The organism is Bacteroides sp. AM44-19 (assembly GCF_003603395.1).
Lineage (GTDB): Bacteria > Bacteroidota > Bacteroidia > Bacteroidales > Bacteroidaceae > Bacteroides > Bacteroides uniformis.
Genome location: NZ_QTNB01000002.1, coordinates 390,746 through 409,330 on the forward strand (window position 1 = coordinate 390,746; position 18,585 = coordinate 409,330).

The 18,585-nt window shown below is 45.2% G+C and carries 10 protein-coding genes; 6 read left to right on the top strand and 4 right to left on the bottom strand.

Features of this window, described 5'->3' with window-relative positions:
• Positions 1–64: 64 nt before the first annotated feature.
• The 4 genes from DW947_RS06055 to DW947_RS06070 all read right to left on the bottom strand — a co-directional run bounded on the left by DW947_RS06055 (position 65) and on the right by DW947_RS06070 (position 4,838).
• Positions 65–2,479: a glycoside hydrolase family 9 protein gene (locus tag DW947_RS06055; protein WP_117962721.1), complete on the bottom strand. Its 2,415-nt coding sequence runs from the start codon at positions 2,477–2,479 to the stop codon at positions 65–67.
• Positions 2,480–2,484: 5 nt separating this feature from the next.
• Positions 2,485–3,414, bottom strand: coding sequence for a ThuA domain-containing protein (locus DW947_RS06060; RefSeq protein WP_039162911.1), 930 nt, complete (start codon positions 3,412–3,414; stop codon positions 2,485–2,487).
• Complete coding sequence (locus tag DW947_RS06065; RefSeq protein ID WP_016272905.1) at positions 3,411–3,905, bottom strand: hypothetical protein; 495 nt, start codon at positions 3,903–3,905, stop codon at positions 3,411–3,413. The genes DW947_RS06060 and DW947_RS06065 overlap by 4 nt, the downstream gene beginning before the upstream one ends.
• Positions 3,906–4,259: 354 nt before the next feature.
• On the bottom strand, positions 4,260–4,838 hold the full coding sequence (locus DW947_RS06070) for an RNA polymerase sigma-70 factor (RefSeq protein ID WP_117962750.1): 579 nt from the start codon (positions 4,836–4,838) through the stop codon (positions 4,260–4,262).
• 137 nt (positions 4,839–4,975) lie between these two features.
• Here DW947_RS06070 and DW947_RS06075 point away from each other — a divergent pair, with 137 nt between their 5' ends.
• From DW947_RS06075 to DW947_RS06100, 6 genes are all read left to right on the top strand, one after another.
• The gene (locus tag DW947_RS06075) at positions 4,976–5,989 is read left to right on the top strand and encodes a FecR family protein (protein ID WP_044468943.1); all 1,014 of its coding nucleotides are present in this window, start codon (positions 4,976–4,978) and stop codon (positions 5,987–5,989) included.
• Between the two features lie 235 nt (positions 5,990–6,224).
• Complete coding sequence (locus DW947_RS06080; protein ID WP_117962752.1) at positions 6,225–9,626, top strand: TonB-dependent receptor; 3,402 nt, start codon at positions 6,225–6,227, stop codon at positions 9,624–9,626.
• Between the two features lie 12 nt (positions 9,627–9,638).
• Complete coding sequence (locus tag DW947_RS06085; protein WP_117962723.1) at positions 9,639–11,630, top strand: RagB/SusD family nutrient uptake outer membrane protein; 1,992 nt, start codon at positions 9,639–9,641, stop codon at positions 11,628–11,630.
• Positions 11,631–11,655: 25 nt separating this feature from the next.
• Entirely contained in the window at positions 11,656–12,372 is a 717-nt protein-coding gene (locus tag DW947_RS06090) for a DUF3823 domain-containing protein (protein WP_005831972.1), read from the top strand.
• Positions 12,373–12,443: 71 nt separating this feature from the next.
• Positions 12,444–15,458: a glycosyl hydrolase family 28-related protein gene (locus DW947_RS06095; protein WP_117962725.1), complete on the top strand. Its 3,015-nt coding sequence runs from the start codon at positions 12,444–12,446 to the stop codon at positions 15,456–15,458.
• Positions 15,459–15,487: 29 nt separating this feature from the next.
• A complete protein-coding gene (locus DW947_RS06100; protein WP_022401936.1) occupies positions 15,488–18,490 on the top strand; it encodes a glycosyl hydrolase family 28-related protein in 3,003 nt (1,000 codons plus the stop codon).
• Positions 18,491–18,585: the final 95 nt, after the last annotated feature.

Consider the following 18,585-nt stretch of genomic DNA (forward strand, 5'->3'; position numbering starts at 1 on the left):
AAAACAGAGAAAAAGCTCCGGAACCTTCAACTCCGGAGCTTTTTTTAGCGGTATAATGAACTGTTTATTTGAACAGTTCTGCTACGCACCACATCAGGCGTGCGGTAGTGTGTGTCCAGATTTCCTTGTAGGTACAATTATTCTGCATCGGGAAGTAAGGCTCGTCCTCATTTTCGAATGTTTCGATTCCTACGGGTACAGCTCCCACCACATCTCCGGCGTATGCCCCGTAAAGCGGCGGATAGTCATATCCGTCTCCATAAACGGTACTCATGGCAAACGGGTTGTAGCCTAATATGTATTCTACCTGGCGGGTTGCAATATCCCTTAACGCTTTGTCGTTGAATAGGCGTGCAAGAATAAAGGCAGCTTTGGCTTTGCCCATGACAACAGCGTGGAATCCCCTGAACTGATAGGCGACGGGGAAACGGCGCAGATAGAAATCCTTCGAGAGAGGGATGCCGTTGCGCACTTGTGCATTGTATTCTTCCAGGCTGGGAAGCCCTACCTGCTCTCCTTCGTGGTACAGATTCTTATAATCGGTATTATCCACCTCGTATACGGCGCTTGGCAGTATGCCGTACGGCTCAATCAGTTGTGAAATCCCGCGTAGATAGTCTGCATAGGCTTCACAGGATGCCTTCCACAACGGGGCGTCCGGATGGGTAGGGGCATCTGTCAGTAGCATCGAGAGTCCTTCAGCCATCAAGTGCTCTTGGCTTTGGTGATAATAGGCCAGAATACGTTTTTTCCGGGAAGATTCATAGAAGAAACCTCGTAGGGGGATTTTCCAGTCGGTACGCTTTTCCAACTGTTGGCCCGCCATGACGGTACGTGCCAGCCGGGTTGCCCAGTCCAGATAGTAAACATCTTGTGTAAGGCGGTACAAACGCATGGCTGTGACGGTGGCAAGGGCATAAAGTTCTGTTTCGTTCTGTTCCGTCCTTTGTGTATCCAGCAGGTCGATGGCGAATTGGAAGTCCTCAATGGCACTGTTCCGGCACCACCGTGCAAACACTGGGTCTTTCTTTTCAAAATGAGGGGCGGCGAGTGCGCAACTGGAAGCGGCTTTCAGATTGTCCGTAGGCGTATTTCGTGCTTCTGTCTGCATGTCGTCTTTGTCACCACGGATATTCTTTGTCCAAATGCCGATAATCAGTCCACCCAGTCGGTAGCCGTCACCGAAGCGGGTACGCAGAATCCAGTTCACTCCCCAGCGTGCCTCTTCCAGCAGGCGTTCGTAGAAGATACTGTCTTTGCTTTGTACGGCACCGGCCATTTCGAGGAGGGCGATGCACGATTCGGCTGTATTTCCCGTTCCTTGAGTCAGGTCGGCTGCATCGTGCCATCCTCCGGCAATACTCATGCTCCGTCCGTCGGGATGATAGGCGAATACATCCTGATGGCATTCCTGATGAATGCCGGGCTGGTCGAAACCGCAACGTTCGGAAAAGAAGAAGTTCAGCGTGTGCCAGGCGGTAGACAGGTAGGCATCATTTCCGATGGGGAAAGGCTTTGATTGTACATCACCGATGGAGAGGAAGTATTGTCCGGGCGTATTGAAACTGCTGAAGTCCAGCACAAGAAATCCTTTGTCCTGCTTCTTGTCCTGATTCAGAGGACTGGCCTTACCTTGATAAACGGTTTGTCCCGTGGCGGCATCGTGTAGGCTGAAAGTCCTTTCCGGTACGTGCTGCACCAAAGCCTGCTTGCGTGCTCCCGGCTTGTATCCGCTGTGGCAGTAGGCCATTGCATCTTTTCGCAGGTCGAATCCCCGGCTGTTTTCCGCTTCTACCTTTTCGATGCGCATGTCGTCTATGTATAGGCTCATGCATTCGCTGGCTCCTGCAGGAGCACCTGCCAGCATGATGTTTACCGAAAAGCCGGTGACACAGTCACGGTATAGGTCCGGTATTTCCCATATGATGTGCTGCCATTTGTTGGGATAGACAGTCTCGAAGTGTTGTCCTTCAAAGCGTCCGGGAGTCGGCATGATTTTCTCTCCTTCATTGTATAGGGTGAATCCGGCAAAGGTCAGATAAACGCCCGGTGCATCCACATATACCCAAACGGAAAAGCGGTTGTATTCCCGCAAGTCTTCCCGGTCGAGGGGACGGATAATCTCCGGGGTGGCGTAATTCCGGTTTGTTGGATTCTTCTTGCCCAGGGAGGCAGGAGTGTCCAGACGGACACTTCCTTTGCCTGAGACAGTGACTTTACGGTCTACATGTATGGTTCCGGGTCCGGTGTGGCGCAGAGCGCCGAAATCTTCGGCCAGGGGGAGTACCCTGCTTTTCAATACCTTTTTCTTTTCCCACCGTGTCAGTCCGGCGTGTGCGGGATTGGCTTTCATTATGCGGTGCACATGATTGCTTTGCTGTAATTGTTTCTCCAGTTCCGTATCGGGTTTCCACGGAGCTTGTGCTTGTGCCTGCATGCAGCAGCATGCCAGCAGCAGTGTTCGGATGATGTATTTCATGGTATTCAGTGTTTGGTTTCAGGGTAAGCATGAAAAGGAGCCTTGAACTCCGGACGTAATGTATAAGTATCCTTCAGTGGGAAATCTGTGGGAACTTCTTGGGTGACGGCACCGGTGGCAGCCCATTCGCATCCCCGGAGTAAAGTCACCTGGAAACCGGTGCAGCGCATGGAGTAAGTCATGTTCGGGTCGTTGCCGCAGTGCCCCAGGAGGTCGACGAATATGCGCCCTTTCCCGTAGCTTACTGTCCACATCAACGGTTCATGCCGTCCGCGTTCGTAGGCGGTGGCCAATATTTCCATGTTTCTTACCGGACCGCGTAGGCGGGTATATATCTCGTCCTTGAAGTGTTTCCATTGAGGAGGCAATCCTTGCAGGATAGGATGATGGGGGGCGCGGTGTTCTATGACGGTTTCGTGCTGCAAGCCGTGGTAGCCGGCATACCCCGGAGAGTAGTCGTAGACGTATTGTCCGTCTTTCCAGTACAGATACGGACCGTCCTTTTCGTTTCGTCCGTCCCAGGCTCCCATGCCTATTATCTCGTTGTATTCTTTCCAGTCGGCCATCGGGACGACGGAAGAATGTATCACTACCACACCGCCTCCATCGGCAACGTATTTCTCGAAATTCTTGCGTACGGGCTCTGTCCATGTAGCTCCGCCGTAGTTGATGACGATTAAATCATATTGGTGGAAATCGGGTTTGAAGGTGGCGATGTCTCCACCAAAGTCGGGTGTAAAGGCAAAGTCCACTTTGAACATTCCGCTGTTTTCCAATATCTGCTTCATGGCTTCGCAGGCGCCTTGCCAGTAATGGCTGCCGTCCTGCCCGGCTATCATCATGGTTTTGATTACTTTCTTTTGCTGTGCGTGTGTGTGCGAGGCAGCTCCTATATAAATAAGGAGTACCAGGATAAGTGTCAGTCTTGTTTTCATTTTCCGGAAGATTTAAAGTTTTTGCCAGTAGGGTTCCATTCTATACGGTCGTAGCAGCGTGTGGTGCGCAGATTGTAACCTTGTTCGTCTACGCTGAACTTTCCATCTTTGAAGTAGGATATGTAGAGCTCGGAGATGCCGTCCTTGTTGCGGTCTTCTACAAGGAGATTGTACTTGTCGGTGACATAAATCTCGTCGGAAATGTATTGTATTTCTTTGGTATAGTTGTCTACGATTGCATAGTAGGCCTTGAAAAGGTCGAAAGTGGGGTAGTGCCCGTTGTCACGTCCGAAAAGCATTACTTCTTCAAGGGCATCGTCCCCGTCCATATTGGCAAGTACGGATTGCTGAAAGGAAAATCCCGGTTTTTGTACTTGTGGAGGAATATTGTCCCATCCTTCCTGATGGGCTGTCACTGAAAATTGCGCTTGTGCATGGATGACGTACACCAGCGCCGACAATAGGATAATCAGTTTTCTCATTGCGTGCATTTTGAGGTTATGATAATAATAGGGTTGCTTCTTGCTTATATGACCGGTGGCCCGGAGTTTTCCCTAACTTTTTTTAGAATAATTAATGAATACGGGATATATAGGGACTTAGTGCCTCTCCCATCAGGACTGAACCGGTCTGACCCGTATACTGAGAGGTCATAACATCCGCATCCTTTCCATTAAAACACCCGGATGTTTTGGGGTAATACATCCGGGTGTTTTGGGTGAAAACATCCCCATGTATTGGGGTAAAACATCCGGATGTTTTGACCTCTCAGTTCTATACTCTTTAGGGCTAAGTCCCGGTGTGTAGCCGACAAGGTATAGGGGACGTTCCGCTTATGTATGGTCTTAATGCGAGGTGAGCAGGTGCATCAATATCAGTGGCAGATAATCTTTCAGCTTGACCCTTAAAATCTTCAAAGCCTGCTGAATGCGGTAGTCTACCGTTTTTGGGGAAACGTTGAGTAGTTCGGCAGCTTCCTTGTAACTCAGATTCTGGAAACGATGCATGATGAAAGCTTCCCTATAAGTAGGCGGCAGTTCGTTGATGGCCCTTTGTATATGCTTGCTTAATTCGTTGATTTGATAGATATCCACCTCCTGCAGCATGGTGAACATTCGTTCATAGTAAGCGGTGTCTGCCCGTTGCTTCACTTCATTTTGGGCAATCCGGGTCATGCAACGATGGTAGACAGCCTTGAACAGATATTGCTTGAGCGAATATTCGATAATGGGTCTTTCGCGGTTTTCCCAAAGCCATAGCATGACGTCCTGAACAATCTCTTCTGCATCTTCCAACCGGACAAAACGATAGCAGTAGGTGCAGAGCACAGAATAGTACTTTTGAAATAACACATCAAAAGCACTTCTATCTCCTTTTTGTATGGCGGATAATAAAGATGTATCTTCCAATGGTATGTTTCTCATAGGGTGGGGGTTCATTATTGTTGGGCAAAAATAGCTTTTTTTCCCATTATAATCTAAGTGTATAAAATATTTTTAGCTTTTTGTTTAGGAGTTCTTTTCGCCCGTTTGTCTTTTGATTAAAGCTAGCAATAAAAATTATGGTAAAAAGAGAGGGAATGGAGGATCTGCTTCTCAGGTATTATGAAGGAGAGACAACGGAGGATGAAACTGCTCTGGTAGAGGAGTGGCTGGAGGCATCGGAAGAGAACCGCAGGACAGCCCGCCAGGTTCAGACACTCGGTCTGGCAGCGGACATGGCGCAGATTTCATCCAGGCTGGATGTAAAGAAGGCCTTGGAGGATGTACATCGTAAGATGAAACAGAAAAAGGTCAATAGGTATCAGGTATTATTTAGAGGGATGCAACGGGCGGCCGCCATTTTATTCATCCCTTTGATGGTATCGTGGTCTATCCTTTATTGGGACAAGGATAAAGAAGAGATACATATGATGGAAGTCAGGACAAATCCGGGAATGACTACTTCTGTCGAATTGCCGGATGGAACGGAAGTCGTTCTGAACTCGTCGTCGTCGTTGCGTTATCCTTCCCGGTTTGCCGATGATAAAAGGGAAGTGAAGTTGGTGGGTGAAGCATTCTTTTCTGTCGCAAAAGATGAAAAGAAGTTCATTGTCGGCACGCTGAACAATTCCAAGATAGTGGTACATGGAACGGAGTTCAACGTAGAGGCTTACAAAGGGAGCAGGACGGTACAGACCACTTTGGTTTCGGGTAAAGTCAGTTTCTCCTATGTGAATAACGGCAGGAGAAATAATGTAATGATGATACCGGGGCAAAAGGTTATTTATGATATAGTGCGGGAAAAGGTCGTTGTGAAAGAAGTCAATGTAGACGTGGAAACATGTTGGAAGGACGGACGTTTGATTTTCAGGAACACTCCGTTTGAAGATATATTGAAGAGTTTGAGCAAAAGATATAATGTGGAATTCATTCTGAAAAAGGCTTCATTGAAGCAGAATTCCTTTACGGCTACATTTACCAAACAACGTTTGGAGCGAATATTGGAGCACTTCCGAATATCCTCGAATATTCATTTCAAGTTTGTTGAAGATGGTGATGTGGATGCCGAGAGACAGGTAATAGAAGTTTATTAACCCTTTAAAAAGTAGTATGATGAAACACAAGTCCGTTTAGAAAAACATGCAGGAAAATGTTGGCGCATTTTCCTGCATGAAACACAGTAACTTTTAAATATCTGTTTGGCGACAGATAAAGTAACTTTATTTTTTCACTAGAAATCAATACAAAATTATGAAAAAACACTATTGTATCCAATCATTTAGGGCAAAAAGTGTCCTGATGAGATGCATGAAAAAAATTCCTCTTGCTATGAGATGCACATTATTTATGTTGTTTTGTTTGGTTGGTATGACTTTTGCCAATGAAGGTTATGCTCAAAAGACAATGGTAAACATTGCTCTTGAGAACAAGACTGTTGATGAAGTACTGACGGAGCTGGAACAAGGTACCGAATTTGTTTTCTTCTACAACAACAAGCAGATTGACGTTAAGCGCCGTGTATCGGTCCGGGCAAATAACAAAACCATATTCAAGGTTCTGAACGATGTATTCAAAGGAACCAATATAGGCTATAAGATATTGGACCGTAATATAATCCTTTATGATAAAGCTGTAGGAGCTGATGGGGTACAGATGGCTTTGCAGGCTGCGACGGTGAAAGGTTCTGTGGTCGATGCAACCGGTGAACCGGTGATTGGTGCCAGTATCTTGGTGCAGGGAACTACCAACGGTGTCATAACAGACATTGACGGTAATTTCATTCTGACCAATGTGGGCTCTGATGCTACTCTTATAATAAGCTATGTAGGTTATAAGACACAAAACATAAAGGTTGCAGGCCGAAATTCGTTCAAGATAGTTTTGGTAGAAGATGCTGAGATATTGGATGAAGTGGTTGTTGTAGGATATGGTGTACAGAAGAAAGAATCACTGACCGGTGCCATTGCAGCCATTGGTGCTGATGAAATAGCTACGACCAAGACCGAGAATCTGATTAGCAATATTCAAGGTAAGATGCCGGGACTATTGATTCGCCAGAAAACCGGAGAGCCGGGAACTTTCGACAATATGGTGAGCATTCGCGGTTATGGTGACCCGTTGGTGGTAATTGACGGTATCACACGTGAAGGTACCGAAGAACTTGCACAGCTGAATTCTGAGGATATAGAAAGTATCTCTATTTTGAAAGATGCTTCTGCCGCTATTTATGGTATGAATGCGGCTAATGGCGTAATCATTGTTACTACCAAAAAAGGTGTGGCCGAAAAGACCAGAGTATCTTACTCGGCATTGTTCGGTATGAAGAATGCCACGGGTATGGAAGAAACGGTAGATGCTTATGCTTATCGCATGTTGGCCAATGAAAGGGCACGTAATGACCAGGCTGCCCCTGAATACACTGACGATATTCTGGAACTGTATAGAACCGGGACTAAGGGTTATACAGACAATAACTGGATTGACATGTTTATGAATAAACTGGCGTTCCAGCAATCGCATACTGTTTCTGTGAGAGGCGGAACGGATAAGGTGAAGTATTATGTGAGCTTCGGCTATAATGGCGATAATGGTTTGCTGAAGAGTGGTATCCAATACTATCATAGATATAATCTGAGAAGTAACCTGACTGCAGAGCTTACGAAAGGGCTGAAACTGAATGTGAATCTGTCCGGACGTTGGGATGAAACCCAAAGGCCGAGAGAGGATTTTATGTGGACTTTTAAGACTTTGATGGTTAATGACCGTGGTATCGGTACTCATACGATTGACAATCCCAATCATTTGTCTGCAATCGGTCCTGAAAACAAGAATCCTTTTGCGTTGGTTGATCCGGATATAGACGGTTATCGCAAGAACAGAGGCCTGACGTATTCTGCCGATGTGGAATTGAATTGGCAAGTTCCTTTTGTAAAAGGGATGTCATTGAGTCTTTTGGGGTCATTTGACGGTAACAATCGTAACAACTCTTCTTTAAACCGTTCTTATCCGTTGTATGATTATTATACAGATGCGCCTGCCGGTACGGGAGGTAGTACTGACGCTTATTCCAATACGATGAGAATATATCAGAAGATTTATGGTAGGGTGCAGGCTCAATATATGCGTTCTTTCAATCAGCACAATTTGAATGTGACAGCTGTGGCAGAGTTGAGCAGTACACGACGCGATGAATTATCCGGTTCCCGGCAATATTCAGAGTTGTTTACTAATGATATTTTGAATCAGGCAAGTCCGGGTACAGCTACCAATTCAGGGTATCGTAGTTTTGGCCGTTTGGCAGCCTATCTGATGCGTGCGAACTATGATTATGCCGGTAAATACTTGTTGGAGGTAGTAGGACGTTATGATGGTTCTTATCGTTATGCTCCTTCTAAGCGTTGGACGTTCTTCCCGTCGGTAAGTGCCGGATGGCGGCTTTCGGAAGAAAGTTTCATCAAGGACAATTTGCCGTTCATTACTAATTTGAAAATCAGGGGTTCTTTTGGGCAAAGTGGATATGATGCCGGTGATCCTTTCCAATATGTATCTGCTTATAATTCGGCTTCCAATGGTTATGTTTTTGATGGTACCAGCCAGATTATGGGTATGGTAGCTCCTGGTGTAGTGACCGACCGGCTTTCTTGGGTTACATCTTCTATTTCCAATGTAGGTCTGGACTTTGACTTATGGAATGGTAAGTTGAGTGGTACTATCGAGTGGTTCAATCGTAAGAATGAAGGCATTTTGGCCGACCGTGCACAATCTGCTCCTGATACATTTGGTGCAAGTTTCCCGAAGGAAAATCTGAATTCTAACCGGAACCGGGGTTTTGAGATTGAATTGGGACACAGAGGACAAATCGGTAAGGACTTCTCATATTCAGTAAGTGCTAATTTTACGTATGCACGTGAAAGAAGTCTGCATGTGGAACATGCAGAATATACCAGTTCTATGGATAGATGGCTGAATGGAAAGGAAAACCGTAACAGTAATGTGATGTGGTTGTATAAATACGATGGCCAATATACTTCTTTGGAACAGTATGAAACGGCTCCTTTGATTGGTGGGAACTTGGGTAACTCTAAGATGCTTCCGGGTAGTTACAGATTGCTTGACTTGAATGGTGATGGCAGGATTAACAGCAGTGACCGTGTTCCGGAGTTTTGGGCAACCGGTGCAAATCCTCCTATCCAGTATGGGTTGACTTTGGCGGCTTCTTATAAGAACTTTGATCTCAATATGCTGTTTCAAGGAGCTTCCGGTTACTCCATCGGATATGCCAATGATGATGTTTGGGGATATGGTGGCAAGACAAATAAATCTTATTTAATTGCGAAGTATGTAGATCGTTGGCATCCTGCAAATATAACAGATGATCCGTATAATCCTGCCACACAATGGGTAGCCGGTTATTATCCGGCATTACGCCACAATTTCTCCAATACTTCGGATAATGGTAGCAGATGGAATTATGGTATTTCCGTTTGGCTTCCGCAAGCTACTTATCTCCGTTTGAAGAGTATGGAGATCGGTTACAATCTGCCAAAATCATTTATGAAAAGAATCGGGTTGAACAGTGCCCGTATCTTTGTCAATGGTTCAAACCTGCTTACGTTCTGTAACAAGGCTTTGAAGGATGCTGACCCCGAACGTGAGGAAAGGGATTGGGGAGCCAACCTGGCATATCCGTTGATGAGAACTTATAACTTTGGGTTAAACATAAACTTTTAATTCTGAAATACCATGAAAAAAAATATTTTATCGATATTCTCATTATGTGCATTGATGGGATTGTCCGGTTGTAATGCCTTCTTGGAACTTGAACCGCTGGATAAAGTGTCTCCCGAGCAGTTATTGGAGACAGAAGGTGGTGTAAAGGCACTATTGGCAAACATATATACCATGATTCCTATGGAAGATTTTAATTATCGTCCGAACGCTGGTTTTAATCAACGCGGTTATGATGGTGTGAATGAAACTACTAATTTGGCATTTCTCACCGACGAAGCTACCCGTAGTGACGGAGGAGTGGGTATAGGTTACGAAGGATTCAATTATTGGCCCTATGGAGATATTCGTCAGGTGAATATTTTTATGCAGAATGTAGAGAAAGCCAAAGAAGCCGGAACAATTTCTGTTGCAGATGCGGATCGTATGACTGGTGAAGCCCATTTTGCACGTGCTTATATGTATTATGGGCTTGTAAAAAGATATGGCGGCGTTCCTCTGATTGACAAAGTGCAGGACGATGATTATGCCAATGGTGGACCGGGTGCTGTGGCAGTTCCTCGCAGTACAGAGTTGGATACTTGGAAATTTGTATTGAATGAGTGTACCCTTGCTGCTGCTACTTTGCCCGATGCGACTTCTGGTTCGGATTTGTATCGCGTAACCAAGTGGGCAGCTTATGCGTTGAAGTCAAGAGTTGCACTTCATGCAGCTTCTGTAGCCAAGTATTGGAATCTGGCACCTTTGGCTGGTGAGGCTGTCACTCAGAAACTGGTGGGTGGAATGACTTCTGCCGATGCCGATGCATTCTATAAAGAATGTATTGAAGCATCTAAGTTCCTTATAGAGAATTCCGGTAAATCCCTTTATAAGCCTACTCCGGCTACTGTTAAGGAGGCTGCATCAAACTTCCAGGCCTTGTTCCTGAATGACCAGAATGAAGAGGTCATTTTCAGTAAAGCGTATCTTAATGGAACAACCAATACTAATCAGGGACATAGCTATGCTCAGTTTAATATCCTTCCTCAAGTCAATCCGGGAGCTCTGAAATATGGACGTTTCAATCCGATGTTGGAAATCGTTGATTTGTTTGAAGATTATACGGATGACGGCACGGGAAAAAGTGCAAAGATTGTAACTCGTACGGATGGGAATGAAGATGCTTATATCGCTAATTTCCATAATATGAATAATGCTTCTGTAGTGAACACCTTGATGTCGGTACCTTTTGTTAAATATAACGATTTGTATGAACCGTTTGCCAACAAGGATGCACGTCTGTTGGCAAGTGTGGTTGTGCCGGGTTCATCTTATGCCGGCACTGAGATTATTATCCAGGGCGGATTTATTAAGGACAATAATAGCTATGTGGCTTATTCAAACGAGTCTACTCAGAAAAATGGAACAACATATTATGCTTTAGGAGCCGAAGGTGAAACCATGTTCTCTGGATTTAATAATGTGAACAGTGGTGAGGATGCTAATTGGACTGCTACAGGTTTTGGAGTTCGTAAGTATATGCCCGAGGGCGAGAGCATGTCTCCCGACCGTCTTTCGTCCACTACCTCTTATATTGATATGCGTTTGGCAGAAGTCTACCTGAATTATGCTGAGGCTGTTGTGGAAAATGGTAGTGGATTTGGCGATAAGGAATTGGCTGAGAACTATTTGAATGCTTTGCGACGTAGAGCCGGACATACCGACCGGATATCTTTGACATTAGAGAGTGTTTTGAAGGAACGTCGTGTGGAGATGGCGTTTGAAGGAAAGCGTTTTTGGGATATGAATCGTCGTAGGGAATTCCATACTGAGTTCAGCAATAATAGAATTCGTAAAGCTTTGGTGCCGATGCTTGACTTGCGTGGTGCAGAGCCTAAATATGTCTTTGCAAGGGTGAACTACTTTGGTGACGAAACAAGAGGAGGGCGTACTTTCCAGAACATCAACTACTATAGGGGCATACCTAATATTGCCACGAATGGTTTAGTTCAGAATCCAGGTCATTAATTTGAATAATATTAAGTAGAAAGTTATGAAAAAGATATTGTTATTTGTGTCATGCTTCTTATTCGCATTGACATCTTGTGAAATTGATAATTATGAGGGACCGGATGCTTCCATACATGGTTCTATCCTTGACGAACAGACTGGTGAACTTGTAGGTTCTGATATGGAAAACGGTAATGCAATTAAAGTGAGGGAGCATGGATTTACTAATGCTACGGATCAAACCTGGTATATCACAAATACCGGAGAATACCGTAACAATATGGTTTTTGCTGCCACTTATGATGTCCGTTTTGAAAATGGGAATTTTTATCCATTTGAAGTGAAGGATTTTGTTGTTAAGTCAGGGGATAATGTGTATGATTTCAAGGTTATTCCTTATATTCGCGTTAAAAGTCCAAAAGTAGAAAAGAATGGCAATGTAATTACTGCTACATTCTCGTTGGAAGCTGGTAAACAAGAAGTGAAATTGAAAGAGATTCAGCTGTTTGCTTTTTCAGATATGTGGGTAGGTAACAATGTGAAATTGACGTTGAATGGAGGGACTGATAAGCAAGTGTTTAGTCCGAGTACTGCTATAAATAGCGCTGATATTTATACATTGTCCATCGATCTGGGACAAAATGCTGATGTCTTGAAATACAGCAAGAATTATTATTTCCGTATTGGCGCTCTGGCTGATGTTTCGGGTGTGGGCACTGTACGGCATAATTATGCGCCGGTAGTAGTTATAAAATTGTAATTTATAGCAGAGGGAGACGTTCTGCTTGACGGCAGAACGTCTTTTTTTATCCATACATTAAAAATAAGACCATGAAGAAATTGAACACGATTATTTTAATTTTGCTGGGGATGATATGTACTCAGTTGTATGCTGTACAATTGAATTCGATATATCCTCTAAAACCCAATGACTCCGAAGCTTTTTATTTCACTCCCGAGAACTATCCTATAAAGGCGGATGGAAAGATGGATGTATCGGATGCTTTGCAGGCAGCGATTAATCAAGTGAAGAAAGAAAAGAATTTCGGAATCCTTTTTATCCCTGAAGGTAAATATAAAATTAGCAAGACCATTTATATTCCTACGGCTATTCGTTTGATTGGCTATGGAAAGAATCGCCCGGAATTTATTCTGGCTAAGAATTCTCCGGGTTTTCAGGAGGAAGTAGCTGATGATAAAGGAAAAGCTAAATACATGTTCTGGTTTACGGGAGCCGTTGTCAAGGAAGGTGAGAAACCCCGTGATGCCGGTGCCAGTACGTTCTACAGTGCCATGTCGAATATCAACTTGCGTATAGAAGATGGCAATCCGCATGCAGTGGCGCTACGCACACACTTTGCCCAACACAGTTTTATCAGTTATGTGGCCGTATACATAGGTAAAGGCAAGGCTGGTCTGTTCGATGTGGGCAATGAGTTGGAAAACGTTGCTTTTTACGGGGGAGATTATGGCATTTATACGACAAAAGCTTCTCCCGGATGGCCGGTAATGATGGTCGACTCTTATTTTGAGGGACAGCGTGTAGCTGCTCTTCGTTGCCAGGAGTCCGGTTTGGCAATGGTGAATCTGTATGCCAAGAATGTTCCGGCTGTATTTGATATTGACCCTAATTATTGCGACAAGTTATTTTTGGAAAACAGCTATTTTGAAAATGTAAGTGGTCCGGCAGTGGTGATTACCAACGAGAACAACAGCAACAATCAGATAACCTTCCGCAATGTATATTGTAAGAATGTACCGACCTTGGCGAAATATACCCGTAGCAATACGGCCACCCATGTTGCTCATAAAATCTATAAGGTAAAGTCATACGACCACGGCTTGCAGATGGATAACATGGTGGATATGCCGGAATATGAAACGTTGGTTGATATTGAACCGATACAGAAGATGCCGGTTGCCCAACTGATGGACATCCCTGCACTGCCTGCAATGACAACATGGGTAAATCTGCGCGAATTCGGTGCAAAGGGAGATGGGGAAACGGATGATACGAAGGTCATCCAGGAGGCTATTGACAAGTACGATAATATCTATGTGCCCCAGGGCTGGTATCGCATTACCGAAACTTTGAAGATGAAGCCCGATACCAAGTTGATAGGCCTGCATCCTTTTGGCACTCAGTTCCGGCTAGATGAAAGTACTGCTGCATTCAGTGGTTTTGGCGGTCCGAAAGCGATGGTGGAATCTTCGGAAGGCGGTGCAAATATGCTGATGGGCATTGGTATCAATACCGGCGGTTATAACTATCGTGCTGTAGGTGTGAAGTGGATGGCAAATGCAGATTCTTATATGAATGACGTGAAGTTTGTAGGCGGGCATGGCGGTTTATGGAAACCTAAACCGGGTGTTGAGGAACCACGTGGCCGGTGGAACAGACCGGCTCGTATCAGTTCTCCCGATAATCCGGTAGCGGCTTCGGGCATGGATCTTGCTTGGGACAACCAGTATTGGAGTCTGTGGGTGACCAACAACGGTGGTGGCACCTTTAAAGATATCTGGACAGCAAGCACATATGCCACCAATGGTTTCTATGCCAACAATACTTCTACTCCGGGGCGTATCTATGCCATGTCCATCGAGCATCATGTAAGAAATGAAGTACGTTTCAGCAAGGTGTCCAACTGGAAGGTGTATTGCATGCAAACCGAGGAAGAGAGCCGCGAAAGTACCGATTGCCAACCGATAGAGATGGACGACTGCAAAGATGTGACCTTTGCAAACTTGTATATGTTCCGCGTTATCCGTGTCAATGAACCGTATCACAGTTCTGTACGTATCCGCAATTGCGAGAACATCGCATTTCTGAACCTGCATAACTATTCTCAGATTAAATATACGAATAACATTGCAGTGTTCGATGTCAACAAAGACATTGACATCCGCCCGTGGGAACTTTCTCGCTTGATTGTAACCGGAAAAGAACCTCATCAGCAATCGTTAGGCAATGAAATAGGTAAGGTGAACCAATTGGCTTCCGATTTGGAATTTGCCGAAGGCATTGCGCGCGACAGTAAAGGTAACATTTACTTCTGCGACCATCGGATGCGTCGTATCTTTAAGTGGTCGGTAGAGACAAACAGCTTGTCGCTGCTGGCAGATTTCCCGTGGAAACCCTCCAACCTGGCTTTTGATTCAGAAGATAATCTATTGGTATTGTTCAGATATGATGCGCAGCCGGGATATCTGATTAATGGTAAGCCGGAGGAAATGCCGGTAATGCCTGATACAAAAGGTACTTCTTTCAGCGGATATGGTAATTCCGCATATACAATGAGAGTCTACTCCATTGACCCGGAAAATCCGGAAGAGACCATCAAACTGTTGCCGCGTGTTCCGATGGGTCAAGTGAAGAACGTGTATAAGGCTCTTTATCCTTCTAACCGTTGGAGAGACTTCCACGATTTCAATGCGGTGTCGGTCTATGTTCCTGAAATGTGCTTCCTGGCACCGGATGGAAAAACTATCATTCCTCATTATTTCGACTTGTCACGTAGTTCTTCCCTGCTGGAAGCCTATCCGGGAAAGCCTTTCTATACATCTGATGAATATGACCGCAGAATGGTGAAGATGGATGTGGCCAATGACGGCACGCTCTCCAACTTGAGCTATTTTGTGGAGCAGGGCGAATTTGGTTCTGCTGTAGATAAGGAAGGGAACTTGTATGTGGCTGACGGAGAAATATATGTATTTGATAAGGATGGCAAGAAGAAAGGGATGATTCGTGTTCCCGAACGTCCGTCCACATTACAGTTTGGCGGTAAGGATGGCAATACATTGTTTGTCACAGGCCGTTCCAAGTTCTTTGGTGTACGTATTAAATAAGGAAAATCCATATTAAAACAATCTGTGTAATGAGAAATTATCAAATAATGAGATACCTGCTGATAGTCTGTTGGATTATCGGTAATATGCCGTCCGGGTGGGCGGCAGAGGGTGGTTCCACCTATACGCAAAGACCGGACGATCCGGAAGCATTCTACTTTACCCCGGAGAATTACGGCTTCAAGGCTGATGGAAAGTCCGACGTGACCGATGCACTTCAAGAGGCAATCAATCAGGTGAAGCGCGAAAAGAATTTTGGGATACTGTTTCTGCCGGAAGGAAATTATCGCATTAGCAAGACGATTCAAATTCCCTCATCCATTCGGCTGATTGGTTATGGGAAGAAACGGCCGGTGATTTATTTGGGAGCCGATACACCCGGTTTCCAGACTACTCAAAATTATATGATATGGTTTACGGGAGGGCTGGCACAAGAGGGCAGGAAGCCTTCGGATGCTGGTGCAGGTACTTTCTATAGTGCGGTGTCCAATGTGGATTTCCGTATAGACAAAGGTAATCCTCAAGCCGTCGCCATTCGTGCGCATTTTGCCCAGCATGGATTTATCAATCATTGCGACATTCGGATTGGTTCGGGAAAAGCCGGCATGTATGATGTTGGCAATGAACTGGAAGACGTCAGGTTTTATGGCGGTGAATATGGGATAATTTCCTCCAGGACTTCTCCGGGATGGCCTATGATGATGGTCGATACTTACTTTGAGGGGCAGAGAAAGGCGGCTGTCTATTCAAAAGAGGTGGGGTTTGCCATCGTCAATATGCATGTGAAGAATACGCCCGTTGCCTTTGAAATGGCAGAGAATCTGGCAGACCGCCTTCATGTGGAGAATTCGTTGTGGGAGAATATTTCGGAAGCCGGTGTCAGGGTGAGCGTAGAGGGAAATACTTTTTCGCAATTGAATCTGGTGAATGTGGATTGCAGGAATGTTCCCGTACTGGTGGGCTATGCTCAAAGTGGAAAGAAAGTTGCCGGAAAAGCAAAAATGTACAGAGTCAAGGAGTTTACTTACGGTCTGGTGTATCAGGATTTGAATGATGCTTCTTCTTTCAGGGAAATATGTGAAATAGAGCCGGTGGCAAAACTGCCGGTTACACTTGGCAAGGACCTTCCGGTTCTTCCGGCAATGGAGACATGGGTCAATATCCGAGACTTAGGGGCAAAAGGTGATGGCGAGACTGATGATACGGAAGTTTTTGAGAAAGCTGTCTCTTTGCATAAAAACATCTATGTGCCCCAGGGTTGGTATCGCCTGACGAGAACGTTGAAGCTGTCTCCCGGTACTAAGCTGATTGGGCTGCATCCTTTTGGGACTCAATTTCTGTTGAAGGAAAGCGAGCCTGCATTCAGTGGTTTCGGCGTGCCTGTGCCTTTGGTTGAATCTTCCGAAGGCGGCGACGACGTACTGAATGGTATAGGTATTAATACCGGTGCGTATAATTACCGTGCTGTCGGCTGTAAATGGATGGCGGGTGAGCGTTCGTACTTGAATGATGTGAAGTTTGTAGGCGGGCACGGCACCTTGCGCAAACCGGCTCCGAATGCTTCCGGACAGTCGTCTTACCGCAGGGGCGAGCGTCGAATTAGTTCTCCGTCTTCTCCGGTCATGGAGACCGGTAAGGATATGGCTTGGGACAACCAGTATTGGAGTTTGTGGATTACAAACAATGGTGGCGGGACAATTAAGGATGTTTGGACAGCCAGTACGTATGCTGCCAGTGGGCTTTATATTAGCGAAACGAAGACTCCGGGACGTATTTATGCCATGTCTTTGGAGCATCATGTCCGTACTGAAGCCCGTTTCCATAATGTGGCCAACTGGAAAATTTATGCTTTCCAGTTTGAGGAAGAAGGTCGTGAAGGGCCTGATTGTTATATGGCAGAAATGTCCAACTGTCAAAATATCGAAATGGTAAATGTGTGGATGTATCGCGTAATCCGTGCCTTTATGCCGAAGAGGATAGGTTTCCGCATATGGGATTGCAAGAATATCACTTTCCGTAATATGCACAATTATACGCAGATATTACCAGTCATAGAGTTTCCTATATATGATATGAATAAGAAGTTGCCCGTTTATTCGTGGGACTTTGCCCGTCTCACTGTTTTGGGTAGCGAGAAGAGCCTTCGCCCTTCCTGCACGGTCATGGACAAGCCAGTGAAGCTGGCTACCGGTTTTGAACTAGCCTCCGGAGCTACTACCGACAGTAAAGGAAATATCTACTTCTGTGAAAACCGTCTGAAGAAAATCTATAAATGGTCGGCAGACACGGAGCAGATTACTTTGATAGCCGATTATCCCTGGAAGCCTTTTACATTGACTACTGATACGCAAGACAATCTGCTGGTTATTTTCCGCTATGACCCTCAGCCGGGTTATCTGGTGAACGGCAAGCAGGAAACGGTAGTGCGCTTGCCGGATGATAATCCGATGTACAGTGGTTGGGGTAACAGTGGCTGGAGTGCTTGGGGGTATTCTTTTAATCCGGATAACGTGGATGCTACGATGAAGCCTATGCCACGTGTCGTTACAGCCGGTATGAAGAATATACAGAAAGTCATTCACCCTTCCAGTCGTTGGAGAGGTGACTTTGACAAGGTGGTTGCCAGTATGCCTGAGTATAGTTTTGTCGCTCCGGATGGCGTGACAATTATTCCGGATACCTATGATTTGGGACGTTCTTGTGCTTTGACTGTTACAGTTCCCGGTCAGTCAGAACCGGTTTATATTGTAAATGAGATGAATAAAACGACAGTACAACTTTCCGTTGGTGGGGATGGCCGTTTGACAGAACAAGGAATAATATGTCCTTATGGCCAATACAGTAATGTGACCGATGCTGACGGAAATGTCTATGTTGCTGATGGTGAAATATTTGTCTATGACAAATATGGTAAAGAGCAGAGACGTATTCAGATAGAAGAACGCCCGATTTCCTTGGCAATTGGTGGAAGGCAGAAGGATATGCTTTTTGTTACCACCTCAAGTTCTTTCTATGGAATTAAGATACGTTAGGTATTGTATAGGTAAAAAAGAATTAGCCCCTGCGGTCGTTTTATATCGCAGGGGCTAATTTATTATAAGAAGGTCTCTTTTCCTTATAGGCTGAT